The sequence below is a fragment of the Streptomyces sp. NPDC002446 genome, assembly GCF_053595675.1.
Window position 1 is genome coordinate 87,893 of sequence record NZ_JBSFYC010000022.1, and the last position, 17,100, is coordinate 104,992.

Below are 17,100 nucleotides of genomic sequence, written 5' to 3' on the forward strand. Positions count from 1 at the left end.
GCCACCACCAGGCGACGAACCGCCGCGGCCAAACGCCCACGGGCGGTCCCTGGGTTCTCAAGGCGTCAACGCCCTGGGGTCCTGGGGTCCCCAAGGCCGCAACGTCCTGCTTCCCGTCTCAGTGCATCAACGGCAGCGTCACCATCTCCGCCACGGTCCAGGTCAGCGGCGCCAGGACGATCATCAGGGAGAGGGCGCGCAGGGCCGCGGCGCGGTAGAGGACGGAGGCGGAGGCGCCCAGTCGGCGGAGGGCGGCGGTGGTGTGGGCGCGGGCGGAGCGGGATTCGAGAGCGGCGGTGAGGGCACTGGCGGTGACACAGGCGAGGACGACCGCCGCGCCGATGGCGGTGAGCGGACCGAAAGGACGGGAGGGAGCGGTTTCATAGACCTTCACGGCGGCGTACGCGGCGGAGGCCACCGCGCACAGCACGCCGAGCGGACGGCCGAGACGGTGGGACTCCTCCTGCAGTACGCGTCCGGACAGCAGGCGCAGTGCGCCGGGGCGGCCGGCGCACAGGAGGCGCCCGCACAGATGCACCAGTCCGGGGCCGGCCAAGACGAGCCCGACGGCGGACAGCGCCCAGCCGGCCAGTACGCCCGGAGGGCTGCCGATCAGCCGGCCGGGCAGGGGCAGCAGACCGCCGGAGGCACCGGCGCCGTGGCTGGTGTAGGCCTCGACCGCGAGGCCGGCCGCGGCCAGGGCGACGCCCCACGGGAGCCCGGAGGGCGGGGAGGTCCTGGCGTGGGTGTCGGCGTCGGCGACGCCGGCCTCGTCGCGGGGGCGCAGGGCCACTGCGGTCGCGGCGGCGGCGGTCAGCGGTACGAGCGCCAGCAGCATGAGGGCGCCGACGAGCGGCAGCGGATGGCCCGAGCCGAGCAGGTCGGAGTCGATGCCCAGGCCGGGGGCGCCGACCGGGCCGCCGAGGTCGCCGCGCAGGCGGAGGAAGACGAACAGCGCGAGGAGGACACCGAGGAGACAGGTCAGCGCGGTGGAGGCGGTGGCGAGGAGGGTGAGACGGAGGGGGCCCATCCCGGCGGCGGTCATCCCGCGCTGGAGGCGGGCAGCGGGGTCCGTACGGGCCGTGGACACCGCGAACTGAGCGGTGGCGGCGAGCGGGGCCGCGCACCACAGCAGGCGGACCAGCGATTCGTCGGCCCGGGTCGGGTGGCCGGTGGCGTGGCCGAGGGTGGACAGCAGCAGGAAGCCGGTGGCGGCCGCCGCGGCCGCGACGAAGAGACGGCGCAGCAGAACGAGGGGGTGAGAGCCGCGGGCTAGACGGAGAGCGAGCACGCTGCCCTGCTTTCCTCATCGGAGGAGCCGGTGGTGGCCGGTGCGCCCGCCGTGTGCCGGCCGTCGAGGAGCGCGATGGAGCGGTCGGCGAGCGTGGCGACGCCGGGATCGTGGGTCGCCAGGACCACGGTGATCTGGTGCGAGCGGGCGGCGGTGGTGAGGGTGCGCAGCACCTGTGTGCCGTCGGCGTGGTGCAGCGGGGCGGTCGGCTCGTCCGCGAAGAGCACCTGGGGGGTGGTGGCGAGCGCGCGGGCGATCGCGATGCGCTGGCGCTGGGACTGGTCGAGCTGCGTGGGGCGGCGGCGGGCGCACATGCCGACGTCGAGGCGGTCGAGCCATTCGAGGGCGGTGTGCTTGGCCGTGCGGCTGCCGGTGCCGCGCAGCATCAGGGGGAGGGCGGCGTTCTCCCAGGCGGTGAGTTCGGGAACGAGGTGCGGTTGGGTGTCGATCCAGCCGAACCGGTCGAGGCGCAGCCGTTCGCGGCTGGGAGAGGAGAGGGTGTGCACGGGGGCGCTGTTGAACCAGACCTCGCCCTCGGTCGGGACGAGTTGACCGGAGAGGCACTTGAGGAGGGTGGTCTTGCCGCTGCCGCGCGGGCCGGTGACGGCGAGGATCTCACCTTCGCGGACGCCGAGGGAGATCTCGTCCAGGGCGGGGGTGCCGCCGTGCGTGTGGTGCAGGCCGCGGGCCCAGAGAACGTCGTTGTCAGGCGGGGCCACCATCTGCGCACCTCTTGCTTGTTCGCGTCGAGTCATTCCCCCGAGCGGGTGAACGACCATGGAGGGTATCGGTCACTAGCACGGTAAGGATTGGTGACCCCCGGTATTCGCCGCTTGGCAGCACAACGGCCCAGATTCACTCGTATGGCTTGAAGTGAGTGAATCTGAGCCGCTGGATGTTCAGTTGTGGATGAGCGGACCGGGAGGTGACGCGTCGGTCAGAGCTTGGTCCAGGCCTCGGTCAGGACCGTGCGCAGGATCTGCTCGATCTCGTCGAAGACCGGCTGGTCGGCAATGAGCGGCGGGGCGAGCTGGATGACCGGGTCGCCACGGTCGTCGGCGCGGCAGTAGAGACCGTTGTCGTACAGCGCCTTGGACAGGAAGCCGTACAGGACGCGCTCGGTCTCCTCCTCGTTGAAGGACTCCTTGGTGGCCTTGTCCTTGACGAGCTCGATGCCGTAGAAGAAGCCGTTGCCGCGGACGTCGCCGACGATCGGCAGGTCGTGCAGCTTCTGCAGGGTGCTCAGGAAGTTGCCCTCGTTGTCGAGGACGTGCTGGTTGAGGCCCTCACGCTCGAAGATGTCGAGGTTGGCCACACCGACGGCTGCGGAGACCGGGTGGCCGCCGAAGGTGTAGCCGTGCAGGAAGGTGTTGTCGCCCTTGTAGAAGGGCTCGGCCAGGCGGTCGGAGATGATGCAGGCGCCGATCGGGGAGTAGCCCGAGGTCATGCCCTTGGCGCAGGTGATCATGTCCGGGATGTAGCCGAACTTGTCGCAGGCGAACGTCGTGCCCAGGCGGCCGAAGGCGCAGATGACCTCGTCGGAGACGAGCAGCACGTCGTACTGGTCGCAGATCTCGCGGACCCGCTGGAAGTAGCCGGGGGGCGGCGGGAAGCAGCCGCCGGCGTTCTGCACCGGCTCCAGGAAGACCGCGGCGACGGTCTCGGGGCCCTCGAAGAGGATCTGCTGCTCGATCTGGTCGGCGGCCCAGCGGCCGAAGGCCTCGGGGTCGTCGCCGTGGATCGGGGCGCGGTAGATGTTGGTGTTGGGGACCTTGTGCGCGCCGGGGACCAGCGGCTCGAAGGGGGCCTTCAGACCGGGCAGACCGGTGATGGACAGGGCGCCCTGCGGGGTGCCGTGGTAGGCCACCGCGCGGGATATCACCTTGTGCTTCATCGGCTTGCCGGTGAGCTTGAAGTACTGCTTGGCCAGCTTCCACGCGGTCTCGACGGCCTCGCCGCCGCCGGTGGTGAAGAAGACCTTGTTGAGGTCGCCGGGGGCCTCGTTGGCCAGGCGCTCGGCGAGCTCCACGGCCTTGGGGTGGGCGTAGGACCACACGGGGAAGAAGGCGAGCTCCTGCGCCTGCTTGTAGGCGGTCTCGGCGAGCTCGACCCGGCCGTGGCCGGCGTTGACCACGAAGAGGCCGGCGAGGCCGTCGATGTAGCGCTTGCCCTTGTCGTCGTAGATGTTGGTGCCCTCGCCGCGCACGATGGTGGGCACGGGGGCGTTCTCGTACGACGACATGCGGGTGAAGTGCATCCACAGGTGGTCGTAGGCCGTCTTGGAGAGGTCGCGACTCATAGCTATCTCGTTCCCCAGGTGTAGGTCTGCTTCCGGAGCTTGAGGTACACGAAGCTCTCGGTGGACCGCACGCCGGGCAGCGTACGGATCCGCTTGTTGATCATTTCCAGAAGGTGGTCGTCGTCCTCGCAGACGATTTCGATGATGAGATCGAAGGAGCCTGCCGTCATGACGACGTACTCGACCTCTTCCATGGTCGTCAGGGCGTCGGCCACGGGGTCGAGGTCACCCTCGACGTTGATGCCGACCATTGCCTGCCGCCGGAAACCGACCGTGAGGGGGTCGGTGACCGCGACGATCTGCATCACGCCTTGGTCGAGCAGTTTCTGTACGCGCTGGCGCACAGCCGCCTCGGACAGGCCGACGGCCTTGCCGATCGCGGCGTACGGACGGCGCCCGTCCTCCTGGAGCTGCTCGATGATCGCCAGGGAGACGGAGTCGATCGACGGGGTGCCGTTTCTGTCACGAGTGGCCACGTCCTTCACTGTGCACGAGCCTCGACAGTCTTGCAACCCCAAATCGATGAAATTAGTCGTGTCGCGATCAGAATTTCACTGATTCCGTTGTTCCGGGGTGGCGGGTGTGTTGAAAACGTGGGTCCCGCGGCTAGGGTGGACCCGAAACCACCGGACATCTGACTGAAGGGGGCGCACAGTGACCACCGCACTGCGTCGTCTGCGCAACTACATCGACGGGGAGTTCCGGGACGCCGCCGACGGGCGGACCACGGAGGTGGTCAATCCCGCGACGGGTGAGGCGTACGCCACCGCGCCGCTCTCGGCCGCCGCCGACGTGGACGCGGCGATGGCTGCCGCCGAAGCCGCCTTCCCCACCTGGCGCGACCTGATCCCCGCCGAGCGCCAGAAGGTCCTGCTCAAGATCGCCGACCGCTTCGAGGAGTGGGCGGAGGAGCTGATCGCCGCCGAGTCCGAGAACTGCGGCAAGCCGATCGCCCTCGTACGCTCCGAGGAAATCCCGCCGATGGTGGACCAGATCCGCTTCTTCGCCGGCGCCGCCCGGATGCTCGAGGGCCGCTCGGCCGGCGAGTACATGGACGGCTTCACCTCGATCATCCGCCGTGAGCCGGTCGGCGTCTGCGCCCAGGTCGCGCCGTGGAACTACCCGATGATGATGGCCGTGTGGAAGTTCGCCCCGGCGCTGGCCGCGGGCAACACCGTCGTCATCAAGCCGTCCGACACCACCCCCGCCTCGACGGTGCTGATCGCCGACATCATCGGCAGCGTGCTGGACGAACTGGGCCACCCGCGCGGCGTGTTCAACGTCATCTGCGGCGACCGCGAGACCGGCCGCCTGATGGTCGAGCACAAGACCCCGGCGATGGCCTCGATCACCGGCTCGGTGCGCGCCGGTATGCAGGTCGCCGAGTCCGCGTCCAAGGACCTCAAGCGGGTCCACCTGGAGCTGGGCGGCAAGGCGCCGGTCGTCGTCTTCGAGGACACCGACATCGCCAAGGCCGTCGAGGACATCTCGGTGGCGGGCTACTTCAACGCCGGCCAGGACTGTACGGCCGCCACCCGCGTGCTCGTCCACGAGTCCATCCACGACGAGTTCGTCGCGGCGCTGGCCAAGGCCGCGTCGGAGACCAAGACCGGTGCGATCGACGACGAGGACGTGCTCTACGGCCCGCTGAACAACGCCAACCAGCTCAAGCAGGTCAAGGGCTTCATCGAGCGGCTGCCCGCCCACGCCAAGATCGAGGCGGGCGGCGAACAGGTCGGCGAGAAGGGCTACTTCTTCGCCCCGACCGTCGTCTCGGGCCTCAAGCAGGACGACGAGATCATCCAGCACGAGGTCTTCGGCCCGGTCATCACCGTCCAGTCCTTCACCGACGAGAAGCAGGCGGTGGAGTGGGCCAACGGCGTCGAGTACGCGCTCGCGTCCTCGGTGTGGACCAAGGACCACGCCCGCGCCATGCGGATGTCCAAGAGCCTTGACTTCGGCTGTGTGTGGATCAACACCCACATCCCGCTGGTCGCCGAGATGCCGCACGGCGGATTCAAGAAGTCCGGTTACGGCAAGGACCTTTCGGCCTACGGCTTCGACGACTACACCCGGATCAAGCACGTGATGACCTCGCTGGGCGGCTGACCCGCAGCGCCGACCGGTTGACCGGCCGGCCCGCGCGGCCGGCCGACCCGGGGGATCACCACCGTCGAGCGGCACGGAACGCTCGACACACCGTCGCGGGCGAAGGCCCGGCAGTTGACGCTCTGTCGCTTGCCGCCTTCGCCCGCGGCAGGTGAGAGTGCACACCATGGCTGATCTTTCGCGGCGGGCGCTGCTCCGCGGCATGGGCGGAGCAGGTGTGACGGGGGCGCTGGCCGCCATGACCGGATGCGGGGTGCCGCCCGCGTACGTAGAGGCCGCGGACCGGGCGGGTCCGGACCGTTCGGCACACGACCGCAGGCTCGTCTTCGCCAACTGGCCGCTGTACATCGACGTCGACGACCACGACGAACAGCTCCGGCCCACCCTCGACGCGTTCGAGCGGCGCACCGGGATCTCCGTCACCTACACCGAGGAGATCAACGACAACGACGAGTTCTTCGGCAAGATCAGCCCCGCGCTGATGAACCATCAGCCCACCGGCCGCGATCTGATCGTCATCAGCGACTGGATGTGCGCCCGCTACGTCCGCCTGGGCTGGGTCCAGAAGATGGACCGGGCCGCCCAGCCGCACGTCGCCCGCCACCTCGATCCGCTGCTGCGCACACCGCACTTCGACCCGGGCCGTACGCACTCCGTGCCCTGGCAGTCCGGGATCACCGGCATCGCCTACAACCGCAGAAAGCTCGGCCGGGAGATCCAGCACACCGCCGACCTGTGGAAGGACGATCTGCGCGGCCGGGTCACCCTGCTCTCCGGACTCGACGAGGCGTTCGCCCTGCTGATGCAGGGCAACGGCGCCGACATCACCCGCTGGACCGCCGACGACTTCCACCGTATGACCGACCAGCTCCGCGGCCTCGTCCGCAAGGGGCACATCCGGCGCTTCACCGGCAACGACTACATCAAGGACCTGGACTCCGGGGACGTGCTCGCCGCCCAGGCCTACTCCGGCGATGTGATCCAGCTCCAGGCGGACAACCCCGACATCGAGTTCGTGGTGCCGCAGGAGGGCGCCGAGCTCTGGGCGGAGAGCCTGATGATCCCCAACCTCGCGGACCACAAGCGCAACGCCGAGCGGCTGATCGACCACTACTACCGGCCGGAGGTCGCCGCGGACCTGGCCGCCTGGGTCAACTACGTCTGCCCCGTCCCGGCCGCGCGCGACGTGCTGGCCTCGTCCAAGGACAAGGAGCGCGCCGCGCTCGCCGAGGACCCGCTGATCTTCCCGGACGACGCGATGCGCAAGCGACTGGCCATCGCCCGCGACATAACGTCCAAGGAGCGGCCGGAGTTCGCCAGGGAGTGGAACGGGATCGTGGGGTTGTGATCGTGGGGTTGTGAGCGTGCTGGCCGTGGGGTGCCCTCGGCTGTGCGGTGTCTCGTTGTGGCCTGTGACCTGTTGCCTGTGCCCTGTGTCGTGGGCGCCGCCTTATGCCCTCTGCCGTGCGCCGCCTCCCTGGGCCCTCTGCCCCTGCCGTGTGGGGCCTCCCTGGGGCCCTGCGCCCTGTGCTGTGCGCTGCCTCCCTGCGCCCTCTGTTCTCTGCCCTCTGTCGTGTGGGCCTCCGTGTGCCGGGTGTCCTTTGCCGTGTGGGGCCTCCTTGTATTCCGGCAACGATTACGGAGAGTAATCGGTTCCCGGGTGTTGCGTGAGGATTCGTGAGGCTGCGTGATGGTCAGTGCCAGGAGGCTGTGTATGCGTCGATCTCGGCTGACAGGCGGGTTTTGGACGGGGTGTCCATGAAGGAGGCCTCGACGGCGTTCTTGGCCAGGGCGGCGAGGCCGGTGGTGTCCAGTCCCAGCAGCCGGGCGGCCACGCCGTACTCGGTGTTGAGGTCTGTGCCGAACATCGGCGGGTCGTCGCTGTTGATGGTGACCGGGACGCCGGCGTCGACCATCTCCTTGACGGGGTGTTCCTCCAGGGTGCGCACCGCGCGGGTGGCGATGTTGGAGGTGGGGCAGACCTCCAGGGGGATGCGGTGCTCGGCGAGGTGGGCCAGCAGCTCCGGGTCCTGGGTGGCGCTGGTGCCGTGGCCGATGCGCTCGGCGCGCAGGTCGCGCAGCGCGTCCCAGATCGTGCCGGGGCCCGTGGTCTCACCGGCGTGCGGTACGGAGTGCAGTCCGGCGGCGATCGCGCGGTCGAAGTACGGCTTGAACTGCGGGCGGGGGACGCCGATCTCGGGGCCGCCGAGCCCGAACGAGACCAGGCCCTCGGGCTGCAGGTCGCAGGCGATCCGGGCGGTCTCCTCGGCGGCTTCCAGGCCCGCCTCGCCGGGGATGTCGAAGCACCAGCGCAGGGCCACGCCCAGCTCGGACTCCGCGGCCTTGCGGGCGTCCTCGATGGCCTCGACGAACGCGGCGTCGGGGATGCCGCGGCGGGTGGAGCTGAAGGGCGTGATCGTCAGCTCGGCGTAGCGGATCTGCTGCCGGGCCATGTCCCGGGCGACCTCGTACGTCAGCAGGCGGACGTCCTCGGCGTCGCGGATCAGGTCCACTACGGAGAGGTAGACCTCGATGAAGTGCGCGAAGTCCCGGAAGCTGAAGTAGTCGGCCAGCGCTTCGGGGTCGGTGGGGACGGCGGAGTCGGGGTGCCGGGCGGCCAGCTCGGAGACGATGCGCGGTGAGGCCGATCCGACGTGGTGGACGTGCAGCTCCGCCTTGGGCAGGCCCGCGATGAAGGCATCGAGATCGGACAACGGTTCCTCCTGGTCAAGGGGTGTGCAGGGGCAGTTCTCCAGCAGATGCGGAACAGCCTGGTCATGCTATGCGGGGCAGGCCCGGCGCGCGGTCGCCGGGCGGAAGTCCGCCCTCCCGCCCGGCCGTTCCCGCTGTTCCGCCCCTCCCTCGTTCCCACTGCTCCGCCCGGCCGTTCCCGCTGTTCCGCCCGGCCGTTCCCGCTGCTCCGCCCGGCCGCCCCACCGCTCCTACTACCCGGCCCGGCTGTTCCCGCTGCTCCGCCCCGCCGTTCCTACTGTTCCGCCCGGCCGCCCCACCGCTCCGCCCGGCCGTTCCCGCTGCTCCGCCCGGCCGCCCCACCGCTCCTACTACCCGGCCCGGCCGCTCTGCTCTTCCCGGGACTCTTCCCCGCCCACCGCTTCCCGGAGTCGCTGCCGAGCCTCCATCAGTGCGAAGCCCAGCAGGTTCAGCCCCCGCCAGCGCGCCGGGTCCATGGCCCGGTCGTCGTCGGCGGCGAGGCCGATGCCCCATATCCGGTCCAGCGGGCTGGCCTCGACCAGCACCCGGGAGTTCGTGGCCAGGAGGAACTCGCGCAGGTCGGCATGCTGGCCGAACTTGTGCAGGCTGCCCTCGACGACCAGGTCGTAGCGGTGGCGCCGCCAGGTCTCCTCGTCGAAGCCGCGGACGGTGCGCCCGGCGTCCTTGGCCTGCTTGGGGTGGCCCGCCGCTATCGCGCGCCGCTCCGCCTCCGGGTCGCCGAACAGGCGGGCCTTGCCGGCCATCATCCAGTGTTCGGCGGTGGCGTAGGTGACGCCGTCGACCGTGAAGGGGGACGGCCACCACTGGCTGAAGCAGCTCGCGCCGAGGCTGCCGTCGCGCCGGGGGCTGTGACCCCAGAAATGGACGTATCTGGTGCGCTTTCCGGCTGCGGTCTGCCGGAGCAGCTCCTCGACCGAGCGCGGCCCGTCCGAGGCCTGCCCGGAGGTGCTGCGCGGTGTGTTCTCCGCCGTGGTCCCCGTGCTGTCGTGCATCATGCCGGGATTCTGTCAGCGGGCACTGACAACGTGTCGGGGCGGTCGCCACGAAAATCGCAGAATCCGTCGCGTAACCAAAAGGCAACAACGGAATCACTTGTTGGGGAGGTATTCCTCTGTCAAGATCGGCCATCAATTCCGGAAGTAGCTACGCCAGGCAGTGCCGCTGAGCGGCCTCGGCGCCCGGCGGAGGAGAGCACCATGGATCACCGATTCGATGTCCCCGAGCGGTTCGCCGAGGGCGCGCAATTCATCGCGGGCGGCCTCCGGAGCGGCAGCTCCGGCCGTACCCAGGCCGTCGTGGACCCGGCGACCGGTGAGACGGTGTACTCCTACGAACTCGCAGGTACGGCGGATGTGGACGCCGCCGTGGCGGCCGCCGAGCGGGCCTTCCCGGAGTGGGGCGGAGCCACCCCCGGCGAGCGCTCCGACACCCTGCACCGCTTCGCCGCGGCGCTCGCCGAGGACGCCGCAGACCTCGCCTTCGCCGAATCGCTGAACTGCGGAAAGCCGATCAAGCTCAGCAATGAGTTCGACGTGCCGGGCTCGATCGACAACGCGGCGTTCTTCGCCGGCGCCGCCCGCCATCTGGAGGGCAAGGCCGCCGGCGAATACAGCGCCGACCACACCTCCGTCATCCGCCGCGAGCCCATCGGCGTCGTCGGCTCCATCGCGCCGTGGAACTACCCGCTGCAGATGGCCGCCTGGAAGGTGCTGCCGGCCATCGCCGCGGGCAACACCATCGTCCTCAAGCCCGCCGAGATCACCCCGCTGACCTCGCTGCTGTTCGCGCAGGCCGCCCGACGCGCGGGACTGCCGGACGGGGTGCTCAACATCGTCTCCGGGGCGGGCCGGGACGCCGGCGAGCACCTGGTGGGCCACCGCTCCGTGGCGATGACCTCCTTCACCGGATCGACCGCCGTCGGCAAGCGGGTCGCCGAGATCGCCACCGGCACCGTCAAGCGCCTCCATCTGGAGCTCGGCGGCAAGGCCCCCTTCGTCGTCTTCGACGACGCCGACCTGGAGGCCGCCGTGCACGGCGCGGTCGCCGGCGCGCTGATCAACACCGGGCAGGACTGCACCGCCGCCACCCGCGCCTACGTCCAGCGCCCGCTCTACGACGCGTTCGTCAGCGGCGTCGCCGACCTGATGGCGACCGTACGGCTCGGCGACCCCTTCGACCCGTCCACCGACCTGGGACCGCTGATCTCGCACACCCAGCGCGACCGGGTGGCCGGATTCGTCGAGCGGGCGCGCGGCTACGCCACCGTCGTCACCGGCGGCGAGGCGCCCCGGGGCGAGCTGGCCAGGGGCGCGTACTACCGGCCCACGCTGATCGCCGGGGCCGCCCAGGACAGCGAGATCGTGCAGTCCGAGATCTTCGGCCCGGTGCTGGTCGTGCTGCCCTTCGACAGCGACGACGAGGGAATCGCGCTGGCCAACGACACCCCCTACGGGCTGGCCGCCTCCGCCTGGAGCCGGGACGTCTACCGCACCGGCCGCGCCACCCGCGAGATCAACGCGGGCTGCGTCTGGGTCAACGACCACATCCCGATCATCAGCGAGATGCCGCACGGCGGCGCCAAGGCGTCCGGCTTCGGCAAGGACATGTCGGCCTACTCCTTTGAGGAGTACACGCAGGTCAAGCATGTGATGTACGACAACACCGCGGTCGCCAGGAAGGACTGGCACCGCACCATCTTCGGGGACCGCCCGTAAGGGATCGCCGACGAGCCCCACCGAGCCCCACCGAGTTCCACCGAGTTCCACCGAGCCCCCCCACAGGCACCGCCCCCTAGGGCCCCACCCCTGCGGCCAGCGCCGCGCGGCACCGTCACCACCGGCCGAGCGCCGGGCTCACCCCTGAAAGGGCACTGCGCATGGACCACCACGAGCAGCCCGAACCCCTGTCCGCGGCCGAACTCGCCGCCGTCCGCCGCAGCGCGGCCGACGGCCGGCTGGCCATGACCCGCCGTTCGCTGCTGCGCGCGGGCGGCGCCATGGCGGCGGCGGCCGGCGGCCTGGGCGCCCTCGGGGCCTGCGGCATCCCGCCCGCGGGCCGTACGGACGCGGGCCGGAGCACGGACCACTCCCGGGCGGAGAAGCGCGTCAACTTCTCCAACTGGACCGAGTACATGGACCTCAGCGACGACGGCAAGCGCCATCCGACGCTGGACCGCTTCACCCAGCGCACCGGCATCACCGTCAAGTACACCGAGGACATCAACGACAACGACGAGTTCTTCGGCAAGGTCCAGGCGCAGCTGGCGGCCGGTCAGGACACCGGCCGCGATCTGATCGTGCTCACCGACTGGATGTGCGCGCGGATGATCTCCCTCGGCTGGATCCAGCAGCTGGACCCGGCGAATCTGCCGCACGCCTACACCCACCTCGCCGCGGAGTTCCGCAACCCGGCCTGGGACCCGGGCCGCGCGCACTCCTACGTCTGGCAGGGCATCCCCGCGATCATCGCGTACAACAAGAAGGCCACCGGCGGCAGGAAGGTCGACTCGGTGAGCCAGCTGCTGGAGGACCCGAAGCTCAAGGGCCGGGTGGGCTTCCTCTCCGAGATGCGCGACAGCGTCGGGCTGACCCTGCTCGACATGGGCAAGCGCCCGGAGGACGTCACCGCGGACGACTTCGACGCGGCGATCGCCCGGCTCCAGAAGGGCGTCGACAGCAAGCAGATCCGCCGCTTCACCGGCAACGACTACACCAACGACCTGGACAAGGGCGACCTCGCCGCCTGTGTGGCCTGGGCGGGCGACGTCGTGCAGCTGCAGAACGACAACCCGGACATCGCGTACGTCATCCCCAAGTCCGGCTACATGACGTCCACCGACAACCTCATGGTGCCGAACAAGGCCCGTCACAAGCAGAACGCCGAACGGCTCATCGACTACTTCTACGAGCCGAAGGTGGCCGCCCGGCTGGCGGCGTACATCAACTACGTCTGCCCGGTCGACGGCGTGTACGACGAGCTCGCCAAGATTGACAAGGCGGCGGCGGACAACCCGCTGATCCTTCCGGACAAGGAGATGGCCGAACGGTCGCACTCCTTCCGCGCCCTGAACGCCAAGGAGAGCAAGGAGTTCGCCCAGAAGTTCTCCGACCTCACCGGCGCCTGAGCCGCCCCGGTGCCCGGCCCGCGCCCCGGCCGGGCCCGCCCGAGCCGTTTCGCCCTCCGACCCACGGGACGACCGATATGACCCACACCGAGACACCCCAGAGCAGCGGCGGTGACGTCCGCCTCCACGGGATCAGCAAGACCTACGGTTCCTTCACCGCCGTCCATCCGCTCGACCTCACCGTCCCCGCCGGCTCCTTCTTCGCGCTGCTGGGCGCCTCGGGCTGCGGCAAGACCACCACCCTGCGCATGATCGCCGGTCTGGAGGAGCCCACCACCGGGACCGTCGAACTGTCGGGCCGGGACGTCACCGCCCTGCCGCCCTACAAGCGCCAGGTCAACACCGTCTTCCAGAACTACGCGCTCTTCCCGCACCTGGACATCTTCGAGAACGTGGCCTTCGGGCTGCGCCGCCGCGGCATCAAGTCCGTCAAGAAGCAGGTCGAGGAGATGCTGGAGCTCGTCCAGCTCGGCCCGATGGCGCGCCGCAAGCCGCAGCAGCTCTCCGGCGGCCAGCAGCAGCGCGTCGCGGTGGCCCGTGCGCTGATCAACCACCCGCAGGTGCTGCTGCTCGACGAGCCGCTGGGCGCCCTCGACCTCAAGCTGCGCCGCCAGATGCAGCTGGAGCTCAAGCGCATCCAGACCGAGGTCGGCATCACCTTCGTGCATGTCACCCACGACCAGGAGGAGGCCATGACGATGGCCGACACCGTGGCCGTGATGAACGGCGGGCGGGTCGAACAGCTCGGCGCCCCCGCCGATCTGTACGAGAACCCCGCCACCACCTTCGTCGCCAACTTCCTGGGCACCTCCAACCTCATCGAGGCCGAGGTCGTCGAGGCCGGCGGCGAGCAGCTGCTGCTCAAGGCCGCCGACGCCACCCTGCGGCTGCCCGCGGCCCGATGTAGCGCCCCGGCCCGTACGGGCGGCAAGGTGCTGGCCGGCGTACGGCCCGAGAAGGTCGCCCTGCGGCACGCGGACGACGCCGGATCCGTCGCCGACGGCCACAACCGGCTGCCCGGACGGGTCCGGGACGCCAGCTTCATCGGCGTCTCCACGCAGTACGTCGTCGAGGTGCCGGGCCTGGGCCCGCTCGCCGTCTACGAGCAGAACATCGAGCGCGACGGCCGCCTCGTGCCCGGTGCGGAGGTCGTGCTGCACTGGAGCCCGGCGCACACCTTCGGACTGGACGCCGCCCAGGACATCCAGGCGGGCGCGGACCTCGACGAGGAGGCCGCGTGAGTATCACCGAGACACCCGCGCCACCGGACGGACAGGCCCCGGCCGTGCCCCCGAAGGCGCACAGGCCGCCCGCCCGCAAGCGGCTCGTCCCCTACTGGCTGCTGCTGCCCGGCATCCTGTGGCTGCTGGTCTTCTTCGCGGCCCCGCTCGTCTACCAGGCGTCGACCTCCGTCCAGACCGGCTCCCTCGAAGAGGGCTTCAAGGTCACCTGGCACTTCGCCACGTACCTGGACGCGCTCGCCGAGTACTGGCCGCAGTTCCTCCGCTCGGTGGGTTACGCCGCCGTGGCCACCGCGCTGTGCCTGCTCCTGGGCTATCCGCTGGCCTACCTCATCGCCTTCAAGGCCGGCCGGTGGCGCAATCTCGTGATGATCCTGGTCATCGCGCCGTTCTTCACCAGCTTCCTGATCCGCACGCTGGCCTGGAAGACCATCCTGGCCGACGCCGGTCCGGTCGTCGGCGTGCTGAACTCGCTGCACGTCCTGGACGTGACCAGCTGGCTGGGGCTGACCGAAGGGGACCGGGTGCTGGCCACGCCGCTCGCGGTGGTCTGCGGACTGACCTACAACTTCCTGCCGTTCATGGTCCTGCCGCTCTACACCTCTTTGGAGCGCATCGACCCGCGCCTGCACGAGGCCGCCGGCGACCTCTACGCCCGCCCGGCCACCACGTTCCGCCGGGTCACCTTCCCGCTGTCCATGCCCGGTGTCGTCGCCGGCACCCTGCTCACCTTCATCCCGGCGGCCGGTGACTACATCAACGCCGAACTGCTGGGCTCCACCGACCAGAAGATGATCGGCAACGTCATCCAGTCGCAGTTCCTGCGGGTGCTGGACTACCCGACGGCCGCCGCGCTCTCCTTCATCCTCATGGCGGCCATCCTCGCCATGGTCACGATCTACATCCGCAAGTCCGGGACGGAGGATCTGGTCTGATGGCCGTAACCGGGAGCACTCCCACCGAGACCACCCCCGCCGCCGCGCGCACGCCCAGCAAGGCCCTGCGCTGGCTGCGCCGCAACGTCGTCGTGATAGCGGGCCTGTGCACGCTGGGCTATCTGCTGCTGCCCAACGTCGTCGTGATGGTCTTCTCCTTCAACAAGCCCAACGGCCGCTTCAACTACCAGTGGCAGCGCTTCTCCACGGAGGCCTGGACCGATCCGTGCGGGGTCGCCGATCTGTGCGGCTCGCTGGGGCTGAGCCTGCAGATCGCCCTGTGGGCCACGCTCGGCGCGACCGCCCTGGGCACGATGATCGCCTTCGCGCTGGCCCGCTACCGCTTCCGCGCCCGCTCCTCGGTCAACACCCTGATCTTCCTGCCGATGGCCATGCCCGAGGTCGTCATGGCCGCCTCACTGGCGACCCTCTTCCTCAACATGGGCATCGAGTTCGGCTTCTGGACGATCCTCATCGCGCACATCATGTTCTGCCTGAGTTTCGTCGTCACCGCCGTCAAGGCGCGCGTGATGAGCATGGATCCGCGGCTGGAGCAGGCCGCCCAGGACCTCTACGCCTCGCCGGCGCAGACGTTCCTGCGGGTGACGCTGCCGATCGCCGCGCCCGGTATCGCCGCCGGCGCGCTGCTGTCCTTCGCCCTCTCCTTCGACGACTTCATCATCACCAACTTCAATGCCGGCTCCACCGTGACCTTCCCCATGTTCGTCTGGGGATCGGCGCAGCGGGGCACGCCCGTTCAGATCAATGTCATCGGTACGGCGATGTTCCTGGTGGCCGTGCTGTGCGTAGTCGTCGGCCAACTGGCCGGCAACCGCCGTAAGAGGAGCTAGAGGAGCTGAGAACCATGGCACGAGCTGCCATGAACCCATCCCCCGTCCACGCGCTCGCGGACGCCGCCCCCACACCCTTCTGGCTCGACGACCCCGCCCGCCCCGACGCGCTGCCCGCCCTCGTCGGCGACGAGAACTGCGACCTGCTCGTGGTCGGGGGCGGCTACTCGGGACTGTGGACCGCGCTGCTCGCCAAGGAGCGCGACCCCCAGCGCGATGTCGTGCTCATCGAGGGCGCCGAGATCGGCTGGGCCGCCTCCGGGCGCAACGGCGGCTTCTGCGCCGCCTCCCTCACCCACGGCCTGGGCAACGGGCTGGCCCGCTGGCCCGGCGAACTGGCCACGCTCGAAGAGCTCGGCATCCGCAACCTCGACGCCATCGAGGAGGCCGTCGCCCGCTACGGCATCGACTGCGACTTCGAGCGCACCGGCGAGATCGACATCGCCACCGAGCCCCATCAGGTCGCCGAGCTCAAGGAGGCCGCACAGGACGCCGCCAGGCTCGGCCTGGACCGGCACATTTTCCTCGACCAGGACGCACTGCGCGCCGAGGTCGACTCACCGACGTTCCGGGCCGGTCTGTGGGACCGCGACGGCGTCGCCATGCTCAACCCGGCCCGCCTGGCCTGGGGCCTCAAGCAGGCCTGCCTCGGCCTCGGCGTGCGCGTCTACGAGCGCACCCGCGCCACGGCTCTGTCCTCCGAGGGCATGGGCATGGCCGTGCGCACCCCCTACGGCCGGGTCTTCGCCCGCCATGTCGCGCTCGGCACCAACGCCTTCCCGTCGCTGGTCAAGCGGGTGCGCCCGTACATCGTCCCGGTCTACGACCACGCCCTGATGACCGAGCCGCTCTCCGCCGAGCAGCTCGCCGCGATCGGCTGGCAGGGCCGCCAGGGCCTCTCCGACAGCAACAACCACTTCCACTACTTCCGCATCACCGCCGACAACCGCATCCTGTGGGGCGGTTACGACATCGTCTACCGCTACCGCGGCGGCGTACGGGCCGAGTACGACCACCACCCGGCCACCTACGAGAAGCTCGCCCGGCACTTCTTCCGCTGCTTCCCCCAGCTGGAGGGCCTGCGCTTCAGCCACACCTGGGGCGGCGCCATCGACACCTGCTCCCGCTTCTCCGCCTTCTTCGGCACCGCGCACGCCGGCCGGGTCGCCTACGCCGCCGGGTACACCGGCCTGGGCGTGGGCGCCACCCGCTTCGGCGCCGAGGTCATGCTCGATCTGCTCGCCGGGGAGCGCACCGAGCGCACGGAGCTGGAGATGGTCCGCAGCAAGCCGCTGCCCTTCCCGCCGGAGCCGCTGCGCTGGGCCGGCATCGGCATGACCCAGTGGTCGATGACCCGCGCCGACACCCATGGCGGGCGCCGCAATCTGTGGCTGAAGGCCATGGACAAGCTGGGCCTGGGCAATGATCCGCCCGGGTGACCCAACCAAGACGGCCGGACCACCGACCCGCCCTGGTACTGGCTGGTCATCGTGACCGTACGGCTGTGGCTGCAGGCCG

The 17,100-nt window shown here is 70.1% G+C and carries 13 protein-coding genes and 1 pseudogene; 8 read left to right on the forward strand and 6 right to left on the reverse strand.

Annotated elements, in window-relative coordinates:
- Positions 1–118: 118 nt before the first annotated feature.
- The 4 genes and pseudogenes from ACWD6P_RS15395 to ACWD6P_RS15410 form a co-directional block, all read right to left on the reverse strand.
- Positions 119–1,291: a hypothetical protein gene (locus tag ACWD6P_RS15395; protein WP_451444567.1), complete on the reverse strand. Its 1,173-nt coding sequence runs from the start codon at positions 1,289–1,291 to the stop codon at positions 119–121.
- A pseudogene (locus ACWD6P_RS15400) lies at positions 1,273–1,929 on the reverse strand (ABC transporter ATP-binding protein); the annotation flags it as partial. The pseudogene ACWD6P_RS15400 and the gene ACWD6P_RS15395, both read right to left, overlap by 19 nt.
- Before the next feature lie 299 nt (positions 1,930–2,228).
- Positions 2,229–3,590: an aspartate aminotransferase family protein gene (locus ACWD6P_RS15405; RefSeq protein ID WP_451444568.1), complete on the reverse strand. Its 1,362-nt coding sequence runs from the start codon at positions 3,588–3,590 to the stop codon at positions 2,229–2,231.
- A 2-nt stretch (positions 3,591–3,592) separates the two neighbouring features.
- On the reverse strand, positions 3,593–4,066 hold the full coding sequence (locus ACWD6P_RS15410) for an Lrp/AsnC family transcriptional regulator (protein WP_018087114.1): 474 nt from the start codon (positions 4,064–4,066) through the stop codon (positions 3,593–3,595).
- Positions 4,067–4,244: 178 nt separating this feature from the next.
- Here ACWD6P_RS15410 and ACWD6P_RS15415 point away from each other — a divergent pair, with 178 nt between their 5' ends.
- Together ACWD6P_RS15415 and ACWD6P_RS15420 are read left to right on the forward strand one after the other, a co-directional pair.
- The gene (locus tag ACWD6P_RS15415) at positions 4,245–5,699 is read left to right on the forward strand and encodes a gamma-aminobutyraldehyde dehydrogenase (RefSeq protein WP_451444569.1); all 1,455 of its coding nucleotides are present in this window, start codon (positions 4,245–4,247) and stop codon (positions 5,697–5,699) included.
- 166 nt (positions 5,700–5,865) lie between these two features.
- Positions 5,866–7,047 (forward strand): ABC transporter substrate-binding protein, encoded by a 1,182-nt coding sequence (locus ACWD6P_RS15420; protein ID WP_451444570.1) that lies wholly within the window; start codon positions 5,866–5,868, stop codon positions 7,045–7,047.
- 346 nt (positions 7,048–7,393) lie between these two features.
- Here ACWD6P_RS15420 and ACWD6P_RS15425 read toward each other — a convergent pair whose 3' ends face one another.
- Positions 7,394–8,413, reverse strand: a complete 1,020-nt coding sequence (locus ACWD6P_RS15425; protein ID WP_451444571.1) for an adenosine deaminase — start codon at positions 8,411–8,413, stop codon at positions 7,394–7,396.
- Between the two features lie 348 nt (positions 8,414–8,761).
- Positions 8,762–9,427, reverse strand: a complete 666-nt coding sequence (locus ACWD6P_RS15430; protein WP_451444572.1) for an NADAR family protein — start codon at positions 9,425–9,427, stop codon at positions 8,762–8,764.
- Positions 9,428–9,628: 201 nt separating this feature from the next.
- Here ACWD6P_RS15430 and ACWD6P_RS15435 point away from each other — a divergent pair, with 201 nt between their 5' ends.
- From ACWD6P_RS15435 to ACWD6P_RS15460, 6 genes are all read left to right on the forward strand, one after another.
- Entirely contained in the window at positions 9,629–11,146 is a 1,518-nt protein-coding gene (locus ACWD6P_RS15435; RefSeq protein WP_451444573.1) for a gamma-aminobutyraldehyde dehydrogenase, read from the forward strand.
- A 161-nt stretch (positions 11,147–11,307) separates the two neighbouring features.
- Positions 11,308–12,555, forward strand: a complete 1,248-nt coding sequence (locus ACWD6P_RS15440) for a polyamine ABC transporter substrate-binding protein (RefSeq protein WP_451444574.1) — start codon at positions 11,308–11,310, stop codon at positions 12,553–12,555.
- Positions 12,556–12,632: 77 nt separating this feature from the next.
- The gene (locus ACWD6P_RS15445; protein ID WP_451444575.1) at positions 12,633–13,796 is read left to right on the forward strand and encodes an ABC transporter ATP-binding protein; all 1,164 of its coding nucleotides are present in this window, start codon (positions 12,633–12,635) and stop codon (positions 13,794–13,796) included.
- 2 nt (positions 13,797–13,798) lie between these two features.
- Positions 13,799–14,731 carry an ABC transporter permease gene (locus tag ACWD6P_RS15450; RefSeq protein WP_451444585.1) on the forward strand — a complete coding sequence of 311 codons (933 nt, stop codon included), beginning with the start codon at positions 13,799–13,801 and terminating at the stop codon, positions 14,729–14,731.
- Positions 14,731–15,582: an ABC transporter permease gene (locus ACWD6P_RS15455; RefSeq protein ID WP_451444576.1), complete on the forward strand. Its 852-nt coding sequence runs from the start codon at positions 14,731–14,733 to the stop codon at positions 15,580–15,582. Before ACWD6P_RS15450 ends, ACWD6P_RS15455 begins: the two co-directional genes overlap by 1 nt.
- 14 nt (positions 15,583–15,596) lie before the next feature.
- The gene (locus ACWD6P_RS15460; protein ID WP_451444577.1) at positions 15,597–17,021 is read left to right on the forward strand and encodes an NAD(P)/FAD-dependent oxidoreductase; all 1,425 of its coding nucleotides are present in this window, start codon (positions 15,597–15,599) and stop codon (positions 17,019–17,021) included.
- The last annotated feature ends 79 nt before the right edge of the window (positions 17,022–17,100 follow it).